17 protein-coding genes are annotated in these 17,299 nt (G+C 39.5%); all 17 read left to right on the forward strand.

Going from position 1 to position 17,299, the window contains the following annotated elements:
• Window positions 1–131: 131 nt before the first annotated feature.
• The 17 genes from AC1DEF_RS02885 (at window position 132) to qcrB (ending at window position 17,215) form a co-directional block, all read left to right on the forward strand.
• Complete coding sequence (locus AC1DEF_RS02885; RefSeq protein WP_097824543.1) at window positions 132–914, forward strand: CheR family methyltransferase; 783 nt, start codon at window positions 132–134, stop codon at window positions 912–914.
• Between the two features lie 134 nt (window positions 915–1,048).
• Window positions 1,049–2,221 (forward strand): chorismate synthase, encoded by a 1,173-nt coding sequence (gene aroC, locus AC1DEF_RS02890; protein WP_097824542.1) that lies wholly within the window; start codon window positions 1,049–1,051, stop codon window positions 2,219–2,221.
• On the forward strand, window positions 2,221–3,303 hold the full coding sequence (gene aroB, locus AC1DEF_RS02895) for a 3-dehydroquinate synthase (protein WP_043976386.1): 1,083 nt from the start codon (window positions 2,221–2,223) through the stop codon (window positions 3,301–3,303). The genes aroC and aroB overlap by 1 nt, the downstream gene beginning before the upstream one ends.
• Before the next feature lie 283 nt (window positions 3,304–3,586).
• Window positions 3,587–5,101 carry an anthranilate synthase component I gene (trpE, locus tag AC1DEF_RS02900; protein WP_043976388.1) on the forward strand — a complete coding sequence of 505 codons (1,515 nt, stop codon included), beginning with the start codon at window positions 3,587–3,589 and terminating at the stop codon, window positions 5,099–5,101.
• Entirely contained in the window at window positions 5,094–6,119 is a 1,026-nt protein-coding gene (gene trpD / locus AC1DEF_RS02905) for an anthranilate phosphoribosyltransferase (RefSeq protein ID WP_013059005.1), read from the forward strand. The genes trpE and trpD overlap by 8 nt, the downstream gene beginning before the upstream one ends.
• Window positions 6,109–6,876 (forward strand): indole-3-glycerol phosphate synthase TrpC, encoded by a 768-nt coding sequence (gene trpC, locus AC1DEF_RS02910; RefSeq protein WP_013084885.1) that lies wholly within the window; start codon window positions 6,109–6,111, stop codon window positions 6,874–6,876. Before trpD ends, trpC begins: the two co-directional genes overlap by 11 nt.
• Complete coding sequence (locus tag AC1DEF_RS02915) at window positions 6,866–7,492, forward strand: phosphoribosylanthranilate isomerase (protein WP_043976393.1); 627 nt, start codon at window positions 6,866–6,868, stop codon at window positions 7,490–7,492. The genes trpC and AC1DEF_RS02915 overlap by 11 nt, the downstream gene beginning before the upstream one ends.
• Window positions 7,489–8,703, forward strand: a complete 1,215-nt coding sequence (gene trpB, locus AC1DEF_RS02920; protein WP_097824541.1) for a tryptophan synthase subunit beta — start codon at window positions 7,489–7,491, stop codon at window positions 8,701–8,703. Before AC1DEF_RS02915 ends, trpB begins: the two co-directional genes overlap by 4 nt.
• Complete coding sequence (gene trpA, locus AC1DEF_RS02925; protein ID WP_013084883.1) at window positions 8,690–9,505, forward strand: tryptophan synthase subunit alpha; 816 nt, start codon at window positions 8,690–8,692, stop codon at window positions 9,503–9,505. Before trpB ends, trpA begins: the two co-directional genes overlap by 14 nt.
• A gap of 4 nt (window positions 9,506–9,509) precedes the next feature.
• Window positions 9,510–10,613 carry a histidinol-phosphate transaminase gene (gene hisC, locus AC1DEF_RS02930; protein ID WP_025750397.1) on the forward strand — a complete coding sequence of 368 codons (1,104 nt, stop codon included), beginning with the start codon at window positions 9,510–9,512 and terminating at the stop codon, window positions 10,611–10,613.
• A 72-nt stretch (window positions 10,614–10,685) separates the two neighbouring features.
• Entirely contained in the window at window positions 10,686–11,786 is a 1,101-nt protein-coding gene (locus AC1DEF_RS02935) for a prephenate dehydrogenase (protein WP_043976398.1), read from the forward strand.
• 21 nt (window positions 11,787–11,807) lie between these two features.
• Window positions 11,808–13,097: a 3-phosphoshikimate 1-carboxyvinyltransferase gene (gene aroA / locus AC1DEF_RS02940; protein WP_097824540.1), complete on the forward strand. Its 1,290-nt coding sequence runs from the start codon at window positions 11,808–11,810 to the stop codon at window positions 13,095–13,097.
• Between the two features lie 253 nt (window positions 13,098–13,350).
• Window positions 13,351–14,613, forward strand: a complete 1,263-nt coding sequence (locus tag AC1DEF_RS02945; protein WP_272911060.1) for a tetratricopeptide repeat protein — start codon at window positions 13,351–13,353, stop codon at window positions 14,611–14,613.
• A gap of 97 nt (window positions 14,614–14,710) precedes the next feature.
• Complete coding sequence (locus tag AC1DEF_RS02950) at window positions 14,711–15,256, forward strand: ReoY family proteolytic degradation factor (RefSeq protein ID WP_013058996.1); 546 nt, start codon at window positions 14,711–14,713, stop codon at window positions 15,254–15,256.
• Window positions 15,257–15,394: 138 nt separating this feature from the next.
• Window positions 15,395–15,832, forward strand: a complete 438-nt coding sequence (locus AC1DEF_RS02955) for a YpiF family protein (RefSeq protein ID WP_051463741.1) — start codon at window positions 15,395–15,397, stop codon at window positions 15,830–15,832.
• 204 nt (window positions 15,833–16,036) lie between these two features.
• Complete coding sequence (locus tag AC1DEF_RS02960; protein WP_013058993.1) at window positions 16,037–16,537, forward strand: QcrA and Rieske domain-containing protein; 501 nt, start codon at window positions 16,037–16,039, stop codon at window positions 16,535–16,537.
• Window positions 16,538–16,540: 3 nt separating this feature from the next.
• Entirely contained in the window at window positions 16,541–17,215 is a 675-nt protein-coding gene (gene qcrB / locus AC1DEF_RS02965) for a menaquinol-cytochrome c reductase cytochrome b subunit (RefSeq protein WP_013058992.1), read from the forward strand.
• Window positions 17,216–17,299: the final 84 nt, after the last annotated feature.

Genomic DNA, 17,299 nt, shown 5'->3' on the forward strand with positions numbered 1-17,299 from the left:
GCGAATATCTCTCTACATAAACATTTTCACAATGTATTCCGATATATTAATAAGAAGCTAAGCGTATATAAAGGTTTTATTTCCTTATACGTCTAACATAAACGTATAGAAATGAGAAAGGAGAGTTAAAAATGATAGATGAATACGACGGGTTTGTGGAGAAAATAAAAATAAAAACAGGCATTGATTTATCACTATATAAGCAGTCTCAAATGAAACGCCGCCTCACCTCCTTGTATGAAAAAAAAGGTTTTTCTAGTTTTTTTGAATATTATCGAGCAATAAGCAGTAACAGCGAACTGCTTGAGGAGTTTTTAGATCGGATGACGATTAACGTGTCAGAGTTTTATCGTAACTATCAGCGGTGGGATATATTGGAGCAAAAAATTTTACCGGCTCTTGTAAAAGGAAAAACAGACCTGAAAGTGTGGAGCGCTGCCTGTTCAACAGGGGAAGAGCCATATACACTAGCGATGGTTTTATCAACATTTTTTCCTCTTTCGCGTATTTCTATATTAGCGACTGATTTGGATGAAAAAGTGATAGAAAAAGCAAAAATAGGCTTTTATGATGAACGTTCACTTCAGGAGATGCCTGTTTCGATGAAAAATAAGTACTTTCAACAAAGAGGAACCGGGTACTTATTAGATGAAAAAATCAAAAAAACAGTTGTTTTTCAGAAACATAACTTACTGTCAGACTCTTTTCCAAAAAACGTTGACTTGATTGTTTGTCGAAATGTGCTTATTTATTTTACAGATGAAGCAAAGCATGCTTTATATGAAAAATTTAGCAGAGCTTTAGCACCTGGCGGCATCTTATTTGTAGGTAGCACAGAACAGGTTTTTACTCCGCAAAAGTATGGATTTGAAACGGCTGATACGTTTTTTTACAGAAAAGTAAAGACCATTTAATTGAGACAACCTGAAGCGGTTTCTTAAAAGCTGAGGTGAAACTTTTTGTACATTCTTATGTTATAGTATGGTATAGTCATATTTAAAAATGGAAAAATTCTGACGAATAATACATATTAAGCGGAGGTACGATTATGCGATATTTAACAGCAGGAGAATCACATGGTCCACAATTGACTACTATTTTAGAGGGTGTTCCGGCAGGGCTTCCTTTAACAGCCGAAGACATCAATACAGATTTAGCGCGAAGACAAAAAGGTCATGGTCGCGGAAGACGTATGCAAATTGAAAAAGATAAAGCGGAAATTTTAAGCGGTGTCCGCCACGGCTATACGCTAGGATCTCCTATTACGTTAGCGGTAGAAAATAACGACTGGAAACACTGGACAAAAATTATGGGCATCGAGCCAATTTCTGAAGAAGAATCAGAAGAAGTAAAGCGCAAAATCTCAAGACCAAGACCAGGGCATGCCGATTTAAACGGCGCTATTAAATATGGTCATCGCGATATGAGAAATGTATTAGAACGTTCTTCAGCTCGCGAAACAACTGTAAGGGTAGCAGCAGGTGCAGTCGCTCGTCAAATCCTTGCTCAGTTCGGGATTTCTGTAGCTGGACATGTATTAGAAATTGGCGGCGTACAGGCAAATCCGCCTCAATACAAAAGCTTAGAGGAACTGCAAGAAGTCACTGAAGCTTCTCCAGTAAGATGTTTTGACTCAGCTGTTGAGAAGGACATGATGCAAGCAATCGATGATGCTAAGAAAAATGGCGATTCTATCGGAGGCGTAGTAGAAGTTATTATTGAAGGCGTGCCAGCAGGAGTAGGCAGCTATGTTCATTACGATCGTAAATTAGATGCGAAGATTGCTGCAGCTGTTATGAGCATTAATGCATTTAAAGGCGTTGAGTTTGGGATTGGATTTGAAGCGGCTCGCAGACCAGGAAGCGAAGTTCATGACGAAATTCTATGGGATGAAAAGAACGGGTATACCCGTAAAACAAACAACTTAGGCGGCTTTGAAGGCGGCATGACAACAGGTATGCCAATTGTAGTACGCGGAGTAATGAAGCCTATTCCAACGCTTTACAAGCCGTTAAAAAGTGTTGATATTGAAACAAAAGAAGCCTTCGAGGCAAGCATCGAACGTTCAGACAGCTGCGCTGTGCCGGCGGCAAGCGTTGTAGCAGAAGCCGTTGTAGCTTGGGAATTGGCTGATGCGCTAATCGAACAGTTTGGACAAGACCGAATTGATTTAATTGCTGAAAATATTGAGAAAATGCGTGCACATGCGAGGGAGTTTTAATGTTGCAAATTGATATTCAAACTTTATCCAAAACATACCCTCTTTATTTAGGAAATGGATTAATTGAAAAGCTGCCTTCTATTATCGAGAGTGTAAAACCTAATCTGTCGTCCGTGCTAATCATCACCGATTCAGCTGTAGATTCATATTATGGAGAAGCGGCTGTAAAAGCGATTGAGACAAAATTTAAAGTGGCTAAATACGTAGTGCCAAGCGGTGAACATGCAAAGTCATTTCAACATTACTACGATTGTCAGACATTTGCGCTCGAACAGCAGCTTGACCGCAATGCGCTCGTTATTGCTTTTGGGGGAGGAGTAGTAGGCGATTTAGCTGGATTTGTAGCCGCTACTTATATGAGAGGAATTTCTTTTATTCAAGTGCCAACGACGCTTCTTGCTCACGATAGTGCTGTAGGCGGTAAAGTAGCCATTAATCATGAGCTTGGAAAAAATATGATTGGTGCTTTTTATCAGCCTGAAGCGGTTGTTTATGATATTGATCTTCTTAAAACGCTTCCCGAAAGAGAATGGCGTTCCGGTTTTGCAGAAGTGATTAAACACGCTTTTATTCACGATGAAGCATTTTATAAATGGCTTCAGCAAAATATACAATCGCTGACTGATTTACAAGATGAAAAATTAATTTATGCTATTCAAAACGGTATTTTAGTCAAAGCATCTGTTGTAAAAGAAGATGAGACAGAAGCTGGCGTTCGCGCTCACCTGAACTTTGGACATACGCTAGGGCATGCGATCGAAGCGGAGTGCGGCTATGGACAAATCAGTCACGGAGAAGGCGTAGCGATTGGTATGCTGTTTGCTATGAAAGTCAGCAATGTTCTTGAAAAAAGTCAGTTCTCTGTGGACGACATTGCGAAATGGTTTGAAAAATTTGGCTACAAGACGTCTGTCCCAAACCATCTTTCAGCTGAAAAACTGCTCGTAAGAATGAAAGCGGACAAGAAGTCTAAATCAAGCAATGTTCACATGGTACTGCTTGAAGGCATAGGCAAACCTTTTGTTCAACAAGTAGAAGATGAAGTGATTCTTAAACTGCTGAATGAAGAGCTTAAAGCTTAGTTTCGTCTAAAGCCAAGTAGATAGTAGTTGACAAATGGATTTGAAACGTACTACAATTGGTAACAAGTTAGTTTAGAGATTTTAGTTATGAGAAAACAATAGACAGTTTAGTTGAGATTAGGGTAGACGAGAATGAGACAGTTGAGCAGAGTTTAGTTGAGTGAATTTTACCATTCGTATACCCAAAGGCCCATTTTTGATGTGTCTTTGGGTTTATTTATTATATCCTCTTTTATATAACCTCATCTATTCTCATTCTCCATGAAATGGAGGATTGAAAGATATGACGAACACGTATACTTCTTTTTTAGAAGACTCTACAGAGTATTTAACCATTCCAATTATAAAAAAAATATTTATCGATAGCATGACACCTGTTGATCTTTTTCAACAAGTAAAAGATGAAGCCGTATATTTGCTTGAAAGTAATGATGAATCATCACCATGGTCCAATTATTCTTTTATTGGCTTAAATCCATTTTTGTATGTTGAGGAAGAAAAAGGAACCTATCTAGCAAAAAATAAGCAGCTTCAGCCTATGCTGCAAGGAGATAGCTTTAAAGAGGTGTTTTGTAAAATTCAGCAAGAGCTGAAAGTGAAAGTGCCAGACCTTGCACTTCCTTTTAAAGGAGGAGCAGTAGGGTTTATCAGCTACGACGCAGTATCGCAAATTGAAAAAGTGAACGTACATGCCCAAAATGATTTGAACATGCCTACTTTTCACTTTATCTATTGTCAAACGATGCTTGCTTACAATCATCAAACAAAAGAGCTTATGGTGATTCACTACATTCAGCTTAATGAGCAAGACAAAGAGCAGCAGAAAAAAGAAAAATACGGTGAAGCTTTAGCAGAGATCAATAGATATGTTGAAAGAATAGCGCAGACGGTGAAAGAAAAGCCAATGATGTTTGAAAGCGAGCAGCGCGAAGTTAGCTTTGAAGGCGTAACATCGTCATACCAAAAAGATAAATTTGTGCAAGATGTGGAAAAAATTAAGGAATACATTAAAAGCGGAGATGTTTTTCAAGCCGTATTGTCGCAGAGATTTCAAATTGATACGACCGTAGCTGGATTTGATATTTACAGAGTATTGCGATTAGTTAATCCGTCTCCTTATTTATTTTACGTGAAAGTAAAAGGCGTGGAGCTAATTGGAAGTTCTCCTGAGCGGTTGATTCAAATTGAAAACGGCCATTTAGAAATTCATCCGATTGCAGGAACGAGAAGACGTGGCAGGGATGCAGAAGAAGATGCGCGCTTATACGAAGACTTAATTAACGATGAAAAAGAGCGGGCAGAACACTATATGCTCGTGGACTTAGCAAGAAATGACATCGGCCGAGTTGCACAGTATGGAAGTGTCCAAACACCAGTATTAATGCAGCAGGTTAACTTTTCGCACGTCATGCACTTGATTTCTAAAGTGACAGGGCGCCTTGACGAAAAAGTACATCCCATTGATGCGCTGCTTTCTGCATTTCCAGCGGGTACCGTATCTGGCGCTCCAAAAGTGCGAGCGATGCAAATCTTAAATGAAATTGAACCAGTTGCGCGAAATGTATATGCAGGAACCGTAGCATATCTCGGATTTGATGGAAACATTGATTCGTGCATTGCGATTCGGACCATTCTTTTGAAAGACCAGACCGCTTATATCCAGGCTGGAGCAGGAGTGGTTGCTGACTCAAAACCGGAGCTTGAGTGGAAAGAAACCCGCAATAAAGCTAGCGCTTTAATCAAAACAATTCAATTAGCCCAAGACATCTACGATAAAAAGGAGGATGTATATGTTTAAAGAATTGTTAAAAAAGTGTTTGCGCGGTGAGTCACTTTCAGCGGAAGAAGCAGAAAAAATTATGAATGATATTATGAACGGTAAAGTCCCGGCAGCTCAAATTGCTAGCGTGCTAACCATCTTAACGTATCGAGGAGAAACCGTCGATGAAATTGTTGGTTTTGTCCGAGGTATGAAAAATAATATGAATGCTATTTCTCTAGAAGAATTAAACGTAGTAGATACATGCGGTACCGGAGGAGACGGGGCCTCTACGTTTAATATCTCAACGGCTAGTGCGATTGTGGCATCTGCTGCGGGAGTAAAGGTTGCGAAACATGGGAACCGAGCTGTATCTTCTAAAAGCGGAAGTGCCGACGTGTTAGAACATCTGGATATATGGATTCAAGGAAATGAAAAAGAAGTGAAAAATGCGGTGGCTGACCTCAATATGTCCTTTTTATTTGCGCCGCTTTATCACCCTGCTATGAAACATGTTGCTGCTACTCGAAAGGAATTAGGATTTAGAACGGTTTTTAATGCATTAGGTCCATTAGCAAACCCTACTAACTGCACAAAGCAAGTAATTGGCGTTTATTCCATTGAGCTTGCACGAAAATTAGCAGAAGCGCTTGTTGTACTGGGAGCTAACCACGTCCTTCTGGTTGCGGGCAGAGACGGTTTAGATGAAATCAGTGCCACGGATGTAACGGATGTTGTAGAAGTACAGGGCAATGTCATTACAGAATATACGCTTGCACCAGAGGATGTACACTTACAGAGAGGGAAGCTTGAAGACTTAGTGGTAGAAGATGCGAAATCGAGTGCCGAGCTTATTGAATCGCTATTTTTAAATAAAAGCAATGTAACTGCTAAAAACGCAGTCGTATTAAACTCTGCTGCAGCTATTTACGTTAGCGGAAATGTTTCTACTTTTGAAGAAGGAGTAGCTGTAGCTTTAGAAACAATTGAATCAGGTGCTGCATACACACAATTACAACGATTGAAATCGAAAAAGGTGGTTGAACATGCTCAATAAAATTATTGAAACAAAAAAAGAAGAAATTCAAAACCTACAGTTACCCGAACAGCAAAATGTTGCAAAACGATCATTTTTAGACGCTTTATCAAATCCGAATCGAGAGCTGGCTCTTATTGCAGAAGTGAAAAAAGCTTCTCCTTCCAAAGGATTAATAAAAGAGAATTTTCAGCCTGTGGAAATTGCTAAAGCCTACGAGAAAGGGAAAGCAGATGCTTTGTCTGTGTTAACAGATCAGCACTATTTTCAAGGGAATCGAACGTTTTTAAGTGACATTAAACAGCATGTCTCTATCCCTGTGCTTCGCAAGGATTTCATCATTGATTCCATTCAAGTGGAAGAAAGTGCAAGAATCGGTGCTGACGCTATTTTACTCATTGGAGAAGCACTTGAACCATTAAAATTGCAAGAGCTTTATCTTCAAGCTGCTGAAAAAGAGTTAGATTGTTTAGTAGAAGTGCATTCTCTAGAAACGCTTGAAAAGCTGCTAGCTGTATTTACCCCGAAGATTATTGGCATTAATAATCGAAATCTTCACACGTTTGAAACCAGCGTGCAGCAGACCAAAGAAATCGCCAAGCATGTTCCGAAAAATCAGCTGTTAGTGAGTGAAAGCGGAATTTACTTATACGATGATGTTTCCTACGTAAAAGAAGCGGGAGCAAAAGCTATTTTAGTAGGGGAATCGCTTATGAGGCAGGATAATCAAACCAAAGCGATTGAAAAGCTGTTTGGGGAAAGTGAATATGCTCATTAAGTACTGTGGTATTCGATCAAAACAAGATATAGCTTTAATCGAAAAGTCGGCTGCTACTCACATTGGCTTTATTTTCTATCCTAGAAGTAAACGATATGTAAAGCCTGAACGAGTAAATGAGTTTGTAACGGATGAAATAAAAAAACAAGTCTCGCTAGTAGGGGTATTTGTTAATACACCGGTAGATCAAATAATTGAAATTGCCTCCGTAACAAATTTAGATGTAATTCAGTGCCACGGGCAAGAAACAGCTGCGGACGTACGTCGGTTAAAGCAGCGTGGATATGAAGTGTGGAAAGCGCTCCCTCACAATAAAGAAACGGTGCAGCAAATGCATGTATATGAAGAGGCTGACGGGTATGTAATTGATAGCAAGGTTAAAGAACAATTTGGAGGAACGGGCGTCGCTTTTGATTGGAGTTTCGTTCCTCAGTATGAATCAGCTGCCCAAAGGTTAGGTAAAAAATGCTTTATTGCTGGAGGAATCAATGCTTGTAACATTGAGAACTTGTTACCCTACAAGCCTGGGGCGATTGATATTTCTGGAGGTATTGAAACAAATGGAACGAAGGACTATACAAAAATTATAGAGATTGAAAGGAAGATCATACTATGACATACAATCATCCTGATGAATTTGGCCGCTTTGGTGAATTTGGCGGAAAATACGTACCTGAAACATTAATGAAGCCACTTGAAGAAGTAGAAGCAGCTTTGAATCAAGCAATGAAAGATCCGGCATTTAAAGATGAGTATCTATCCTTACTTGTTAACTACTCTGGGCGACCAACGGCTTTAACATATGCTGATAATATTACCGAAACGCTCGGCGGGGCAAAAATTTATTTAAAACGTGAAGACTTAAATCATACGGGTGCTCACAAAATCAATAATGCCATTGGACAGATTTTACTTGCTAAACGTATGGGAAAAACAAAAATTATTGCTGAAACAGGAGCGGGTCAGCATGGGGTAGCCACAGCTACAGTAGCTGCAAAGTTCGGAATGGAATGTAAAGTATTCATGGGAGAAGAAGATATTGAACGTCAGGCATTGAACGTCTTTCGCATGAAGCTTCTAGGAGCGGAAGTCATTCCTGCAACTTCTGGAACAAAAACGCTAAAAGATGCAACAAATGAAGCGATTCGCTACTGGGTTCAACATTGTGAAGATCATTTTTACTTAATTGGTTCGGCTATTGGACCGCACCCTTATCCTAAAATGGTTCGAGATTTCCAAAAAATTATTGGAGAAGAAGCAAAAGAACAGTTTACAGCGGTAGAAGGCAAACTTCCGAATGCTGTCGTGGCATGCGTCGGAGGCGGCAGTAATGCAATCGGAATGTTTTATGATTTTATTAAAGAAGAAAATGTACGCTTGATCGGCGTAGAAGCAGGAGGGAAAGGACTAAATACAGCCCTCCATGCTGCTAAAATGGCTAAAGGCACAAAAGGTGTTATTCACGGAACGCTCACGTATTTACTTCAAGATGAAAATGGTCAGATTACAGAGCCTTATTCTATTTCAGCAGGTTTGGATTATCCAGGTATCGGTCCAGAGCATTCTCACCTTTCATCTATTGGACGAGTAGAATATGAAAGTGTAACGGATGATGAGTCAATCGAAGCTCTTCAGCTGCTGGCGAAAACAGAGGGAATCATCCCGGCTATTGAGTCCGCCCATGCGCTGGCAAAAGCATTTGAACTGGCTAAAAGCATGACGAAAGAAGAAACCATTTTAATTTGCTTGTCAGGTCGAGGAGATAAGGACGTTCATACATTAGTAAACTTGCTAGAAGGGAAGGAAGAAGAACATGAATACTTTTGAAGCGAGACTACCTAAACATGAAACATTGTTTATTCCATTTATTACAGCAGGAGATCCTCATGAAGATGCAACGGTGGAAATTGCTTTGTCTTTGCAAAAGCAAGGTGCTTCTATTTTAGAACTGGGCGTACCATATTCTGACCCTTTAGCAGATGGTCCAATTATTCAAGAGGCATCTAAAAGAGCTTTATCTGGCGGCATGTCTATTTCAAAAGCCATTAAGCTTGTATCGGTGATGAGAAAAAAAGGTGTGAAAATACCGGTAATTCTCTTTACCTATTTTAATCCTGTGTTACAATTAGGTTTAGAATCCTTTTTCGCGTTAATGCGAGAAAATGAAATAGATGGAGTGCTAATTCCGGATTTACCGTACGAAGAGAGTGGCCGTATCCGAGAGCTTGCCGCTGAAAATGAAGTTGCGTACATTTCAATGGTTGCTCCTACATCTAAAGAGCGTATCCAAAAAATCGCTGCAGATGCAACAGGCTTCTTATACTGCGTGTCGTCTTTAGGCGTTACTGGGGTTCGCTCTACGTTGCCAGCTGATATTGGCACCTTTTTAGAAGATGTGAAAGCAGCAGCTTCTATACCGGTTGCCGTCGGTTTTGGGATTTCAACAAGTGAACAAGTAGAGGTGTTAAAGGAACATAGCGACGGCATTGTAATTGGAAGTGCAATTGTTAATAAAATTGGCCAGCTTGAACAAGTTCTTTTAAATAAGGATACACGCCGGGACGGATTAAATCAAATTGAGGAGTATGTTGCATCCATCGTTTCGCCTATACAAAAATGCGAGGTGTAACACGTTGAAGGTAAAAGAACAATTACTAACTTTATCTCCATATAAACCAGGTAAGCCAATTGAAGAAGTAAAGCGTGAATTTAATTTAGATCGCGTTGTAAAATTAGCATCTAATGAAAATCCTTACGGCAGTTCTGCTTTAGTAAAAGAGGCGATTGCTGCAGAAATCGAAAATATGGCGCTTTATCCAGACGGCTATGCAGCTGAACTGCGTGCAGCAGTAGCAAAGCACGTAGGCGTAGAGCAAGATCAGCTGATTTTTGGAAATGGGTCTGATGAAGTCATTCAAATTATTTGCCGAGCTTTGCTATCGGCTGATACAAATACTGTCATGCCGACGCCGTCATTTCCTCAATATAAGCACAATGCCGTAATTGAAGGTGCAGAAATTCGTGAAGTACCGCTGCGCGGCGGAGATCATGATTTAGATGCTATGCTTCGTGCAATTGATGAAAATACGACAATTGTGTGGGTATGCAGTCCTAATAACCCAACGGGAACGTATGTGAAGGGCGATGAGTTAATTTCTTTTATGAAACAAGTTCCTAAGCATACATTAATCGTTATGGATGAAGCCTATTTTGAGTATGCAGCAGATCAAGCCGACTATCCGGATACGGTAGAGTTTTTGAATGAATACGAAAACTTAATTGTACTTCGCACATTTTCAAAAGCATACGGCTTAGCTTCTTTGCGCATTGGTTACGGTATTGCAAACGAATCATTGCTACAAAAAATTGAGCCGGCTCGTGAACCTTTTAATACAAGCCGCATGGCTCAAAAAGCAGCAATTGTTGCTCTTGAAGACCAAGCGTTCATTGAAGAGTGTAAAAAGAAAAATGAAGAAGGTTTGCAGCAATACTATGCTTTCTGTGATAAGAATGGCTTAAACTATTATCCGTCTTTCACTAATTTTGTTCTAATCGATTTTGGTCGTCAAGGCGATGAAGTGTTTCAATTTTTATTGCAACGCGGATTTATTGTTCGTTCAGGGAATGCATTAGGCTTCCCAACTTCCGTTCGTATTACAGTGGGAACAAAAGAACAAAATGAACAAATTATTGAATTGCTTCAGCAGTTTGTTAACCAAGCAGCAGCGAAAGCTTAATACCTAATATAGTAAAAGATGAGAGTGTGATTTCACACTCTCATCTTCATATGTACAATGAGGTGAAGGAAAGTGAAAGAAAATGTTTTTGTTATAGGTTTGGGGTTAATTGGAGGATCGCTGGCACTTAATATAAAAAAGACGCATCATCATCTTGATGTAATAGGTTTTGACATTAATCAAGAGCAGCTGGAGCTTGCCAAAACCCTAGGTGTAATTGACCAAGCGGCTTCTTCTTTACAACAAGGCGCGGAGCAAGCGGATTATATTGTTATTGCCATTCCGGTCACTCAAGCAGCGGAAGTGCTAAAACAGTTAGAACATTTTACGCTTAAACAGTCTGTTATCGTCACAGACGTAGGAAGTACAAAAGAAGAGGTCGTGAAAACAGCGGAAGCTCTTATTGCTAAAGGTATTGAGTTTATCGGCGGTCACCCAATGGCGGGGTCTCATAAAAGCGGAGTAGCTGCTTCTAAAGCTCATTTGTTTGAAAATGCAATGTATGTATTAACACCTTCATCTTCTACTTCTTCGGAGGCTTTAGGCAGTTTAAAGGAATTGCTAAGTGGTACAAAAGCTAAAATTATTGTGATGTCACCAAAAGAACATGATAAATTAGCGGGTGTCATCAGCCATTTTCCTCATATTATTGCTGCAAGCCTTGTTCATCAAGCAGAATATTACCAACAAGACAACCAGCTAGTTTCGCAGCTTGCAGCTGGAGGGTTTCGTGATATTACACGTATTGCTTCAAGCAGTCCAGCGATGTGGAGAGATATCTTGCTTCATAATCAGGATGCGCTTCTTTCAATGTTTGACCACTGGCTTGAAGAAATGAACGACGTGCGAAATATGATCGAACGAAAAGACGCGAACGATATCTATACATATTTTTCACAAGCAAAACAATTTAGAGATCAGCTTCCTGTACGAACCAAAGGAGCGATTCCATCCTTTTATGATCTCTATGTGGATGTTCCTGACTATCCGGGGATTATTTCAGAAGTAACGGGTTATTTAGCAGAAGATGAAATCAGTATTACAAACATTCGAATTTTAGAAACACGAGAAGACATATACGGAGTATTACGTTTGAGCTTTCAAACAGAGGAAGATAGAAAGCGGGCAAGAGCGTGTCTCCATCAGCATCAATATCAGACGTTTATTTCTTAATGTACGAAAGGTGTGAATGAAATGAGTGGAAAACAATTAAAAACTAATCTTTCATCTCTCCAAGGAGAAATTTCTATTCCTGGAGATAAATCGATTTCTCACAGAGCTGTGATGTTCGGAGCGATGGCAGAAGGGAAAACAACGATTAATCATTTTTTAGCGGGGGAAGATTGCTTAAGTACGATTTCGTGTTTTGAAAAGATGGGCGTATCGATTAAAAGAGAAGACGAGTATGTCGAAGTGGAAGGTAAAGGTATCGAAGGGTTAAGTGAACCTGCTTCCATCTTAGATGTAGGAAATTCAGGAACGACTACTCGTTTAATGCTTGGGATTCTTGCAGGTGTGCCATTTCATACGTCTCTAATTGGAGATGAGTCGATTGCCAAGCGTCCTATGAGTCGCGTTACGGTGCCCCTGCGCTCTATGGGTGCAAAGATTGATGGGCGTGAGCACGGCCAATATACGCCTTTATCCACTCGAGGAGGAGCTTTAAAAGCAATTCATTACCATTCTCCTGTAGCAAGTGCACAAGTAAAATCAGCGATTTTACTTGCGGGACTTCATGCGGAAGGCACAACAAAAGTAACCGAGCCTTTTACATCACGGGACCATACAGAGCGTATGCTTCGCGCCTTTGGAGTAGACGTAGAGGTAGATGGAACGACTGTAAGCATTGAAGGAGGACAATCTCTGCGCGGAACGGATGTATACGTACCTGGTGACATTTCTTCAGCTGCGTTCATTCTTGTTGCAGGAGCCATTGTTCCAAACAGCCGAATCGTTTTGAAAAACGTCGGACTCAATCCTACAAGAACAGGTATTATTGATGTGCTTCAGCAAATGGGTGCACGCCTTACAATTTCTAATGAACGTATTCAAAATGGAGAGCCTATTGGCGATTTGACGATTGAAACGTCTCAGTTGAAAGGGATTGAAATTGGGGGGGATTTAATTCCTCGTTTAATTGATGAAATTCCAGTGATCGCTCTTTTGGCGACTCAGGCGAATGGGAAAACAGTTATTAAAGATGCCGAAGAATTAAAAGTAAAAGAAACGAACCGTATCGATACGGTTGCAACGGAGTTAAGCAAGCTAGGTGCCTCTGTTATTCCAACAGCTGATGGCCTCATCATTGAAGGCAAGACGGCTCTAAAAAGCGGTGAAGTCGACAGCTATGGAGATCATCGAATTGGAATGATGCTTGCGGTCGCAGCAGCCATTGCAACGGGAGAGGTAACACTAATGAGAAGTGAAGCTATTCACGTCTCCTATCCTACTTTCTTTGAAGATCTTGATAAACTAAGCGAATAAGAAAGAGGCTGGAACAAGCGCATTTTGGTTGAAGGAAAATCCGAACGATGAATTGATATTCTTGATAGAGAATCAAACTCGTTCGGATTTTTATTCAAAAAATGTAAGCGTATTCAAATTGATTTGTTGAACAAACGCTCAAACTATTTTATCATGGTGTATAGAAGCATGTGTTCTTGCTTCGGTTTGGAAAAAATAGAAAATTAATTCGTTTTATTTGTATATAAAAAGTGAATGTAATAATAAAGGAGAATTGTGTGTGAAAGAACTAGACCGCGCGATAGGTTACGTAGAATCCAATGAAATTGAAAAAGGTCTTGCCCTTATTCATGAATTGAAAGATAAAGCTACAGACGAAGAAAAATTTTTAATGGCTGAACAGCTTCAAGAGTGGGGACTAGTAAATGATGCGCTGCCTTTAATAGACGAGCTCATCGCTAAATACCCAGAAGAAGGCGAGCTGTATTTATTAAAAGCTGAAATGCTTATCGATTTAGAAGAAGAAGAAGAAGCGATTCATATTTTAAATCAAATTAGCAGCGAAGATGATAACTACGTGCCAGCTCTGCTTCTTGTAGCTGACTTATATCAAATGCAAGGCCTTAGTGAAGTAAGTGAGCAAAAGTTAATGGAAGCGAAAAAAATGCTTCCAAATGAGCCGGTTATAGATTTTGGGCTCGGTGAATTTTACAGCAGTCAAGGAATTTATCAAAAGGCGATTCCTTTTTATCAAACGCTGCTAAAAACAGAAAAAGAATTTAACGGCACGGATCTTCGTCAGCGATTAGCTGAAAGTTTAGCAGGTATCGGCCAGTTTGAAGAAGCGCTTCCTTACTTTGATCAAGCGCTAAAAGATAAGCTTGAGATTAACACACTATTTGAATATGCGATTTCAGCGTATCAAGCAGGTCATTATCAGACCGCTATTGAAAAGTTCACAGAACTAAAAGAGCTAGACCGTGAGTACCATTCTCTTTATTTATATTTAGCAAAATCATATGAACATGAAGAGATGCTAGAAGAGGCTGCGGTGGCTGTTAACGAAGGTATTGCGCAGGATGAATTTCAAAAAGAACTTTACTTTTTTAAAGGGAAGATAGCATTAAAGCGCGGTCTAGAAGAAGACGCTGAATCGGCATTTCAACAAGCGATTGCACTAGATCCAGGGTATATTGAAGCCATTTTAACTCTCTCTAAACTTTATATGAGTCAAGAGAGATATGAAGATGTAGTAGAGAATATAGAGCACGCCAAAGAATATAATGAGCATGACCCTCATTTTGAATGGGATTTAGCAAAAGCTCACCAAGAATTAGAAAATTATGAAGAAGCGCTAAAATACTACGAATCTGCATACACTGTTTTTAAAGAAGAGTATGCGTTTTTAGAAGAGTATGGCTACTTCTTATTAGAAGAAGGACAGCGCTCGAAAGCGAAGGGGATTTTCCAAGCCTTATTAGCAATGGATCCAACAGTAGATGAAATTCAAGACATATTATTTCAATTAGAAGAATAAATAATAGTTCAGAGGATTTTATTGCTGCCGTGTGGAATAAATAACTGTAAAAGGTGTTTTAACTGAGAGTTTAAACACAGAGGAGGGAAGTGAGAATATGACGACCCCTGTTACTGTCAACGAGAAAAAAGAATTTGTTCGCTGGTTTTTAACGAATTATCAGCTGAAGCGAAGAGAATGTGTATGGATTTTAAATTATTTGATGAGCCATGATCAATTGATGAAACGAGTTCACTTCGTTGAGCAAGCACAGTTTTGTCCTCGCGGGATGGTGATGTCTACGCACTGTGTGGAAGACCCTCCATTTCGTTTTTATAAAGAAAATATCATGACAACCGATGCAGAAAAATCATTTCATGATATTCGTTTGAATCGAGAAGAAGACATTTATATTCAATTAAACTTCCGATCGTTGTATTCATCGCCTCAATATGTGGCTGTACTGGAAGACAATCCGTATATGCCAAAAGCTAATCAAACAAATGAAAAAGACAGAGTATTAGCTGAGCAAATATTGGAAGAATCTATTCAGAAGTTTCAGCGATCAAAAATCATGGAACTAATTGATAAAGCATTAGATGAAAACGATAAAGAGGAATTTCAGCGCTTAAGCGAATATTTAAATAACCATTATGTACAGTAGATAACTGAGGGATTGGCTAGCTTCTTAGAAAAAGGTCAATCTCTTTTTTTATCTCCTTATTCATTTTGGAAAATAAATAAGACAAGCTTTAGCGGGCTTGCTGAGAGGAGAAGGAAGTTGAAGCTTCAGGCCAAGGAAATGGATGTGTACTTACAATCCAAAAGTTATGTTGATACTGTATTGGTTCCACTCATTCCGATTGATTTCGGAGAAGATTTAAAGCTTACTGCATCTATGAGTGAATATACGACTGCTCTTACTGAAGAGTTAGAGAGGCAATTTAAAGGAAGAGTGATTTTAACACCTAGTTTTACATACTTAAAAAAAGATGGAGTAGCTGCTGTTTATGAAACATTACTTCGTTGGAATGAGCATATAAATGACAATGAAGTCAAACATCTTTTTGTGCTTACTAGCGACCGAGACTGGCTGCAGTTTGAAAAAGAAATAGGGGCGTACTGCATTTGGATACCTGCTTTACCGCTTGAGCATATAGATGAGTCGCATAAGTATACGCTCATACATGAACAAGTTCAACAGCTCTTACCGATTTTTGTAGAGAAATGGAGTGTTTAAAAAGACTGTAGAATAAGCAATGGAAGCGCAAACAAAATAATGACAAAAAATTTAGAAAAATAAAGGTTATTTCCATGTTTTAGGTTTTTATTGTATTGACCTTCCAGAAATATTAATATATCATGATTATGTCCTAGTTTAATAGAATGGTCCATCATGTGTCCAAAATTCTCTGGACTGAACTTTTTTAAAGGGGGGAAAAGCATGGGTGATCGGGTATCAAGACGACAGTTTTTAAACTATACGCTCACTGGTGTAGGGGGATTCATGGCTGCTGGAATGTTAATGCCAATGGTGCGCTTTGCAGTAGATCCAATTTTAGAAAAAGAAGCGGGTCAGGATTTAGTAGCTGTGGCGCAGGTTAAAGACATTACAAAAGAGCCGAAACGTGTCGATTTTAAAATCAAGCAAGTGGATGCGTGGCATAAATCAGAAGAGCCAAGATCGGCTTGGGTGTACAAAACTGATAAAGGTGAAATCGTCGCGCTGTCACCAATTTGTAAGCATTTAGGCTGTACGGTTAACTGGGCTGGTGACAAAAACTATCCACACCGTTTCTACTGTCCTTGTCATGGGGGAATGTATGAAAAAAGCGGTAAAAATGTACCGGGGACACCACCGATGGGACCGTTAGATGTATACGTTCAAAAAGTAAAAGGCGGTACGTTATATCTAGGAAAAGCCAAACCACAAGGAGGGGCATAGAAAATGTTGAATAAAATCTATGACTGGGTGGATGAACGGCTAGATATTACTCCTTTATGGCGAGATGTGGCCGATCATGAAGTGCCAGAGCACGTAAATCCTGCACATCACTTTTCAGCATTTGTGTATTGTTTTGGTGGATTAACGTTTTTTGTTACCGTTATTCAAATTTTATCAGGCATGTTTTTAACCATGTATTATGTACCAGATATAAAAAATGCATGGGAATCCGTTTATTATCTGCAAAATGAAGTCGCTTTCGGACAAATTGTTCGAGGTATGCATCACTGGGGAGCAAGTTTGGTTATCGTCATGATGTTTTTACATACACTTCGTGTTTTCTTCCAAGGAGCATACAAAAAACCCCGCGAGTTAAACTGGATTGTGGGTGTGTTAATTTTCTTTGTTATGTTAGGTTTAGGTTTTACAGGTTATTTGTTGCCGTGGGATATGAAAGCGCTCTTTGCAACGAAAGTAGGTTTGCAAATTGCTGAATCCACACCAATTATAGGCCAGCAAGTGAAGACATTACTCTCAGGACATCCAGACATCGTTGGTGCTCAAACACTAACTCGCTTTTTCGCCATTCACGTATTCTTTTTACCCGGAGCCCTACTTGGCTTAATGGGTGCCCACTTCTTAATGATTCGTAAACAAGGAATTTCAGGACCACTATAAAATTTTATACGCTTTATTCAAGTATTCAATCATACTAGTCATCATATGCATCAAGCACATACTCCGTTGTTAGTACTTTCACTA

It is taken from the genome of Priestia sp. 10L35, assembly GCF_056395685.1.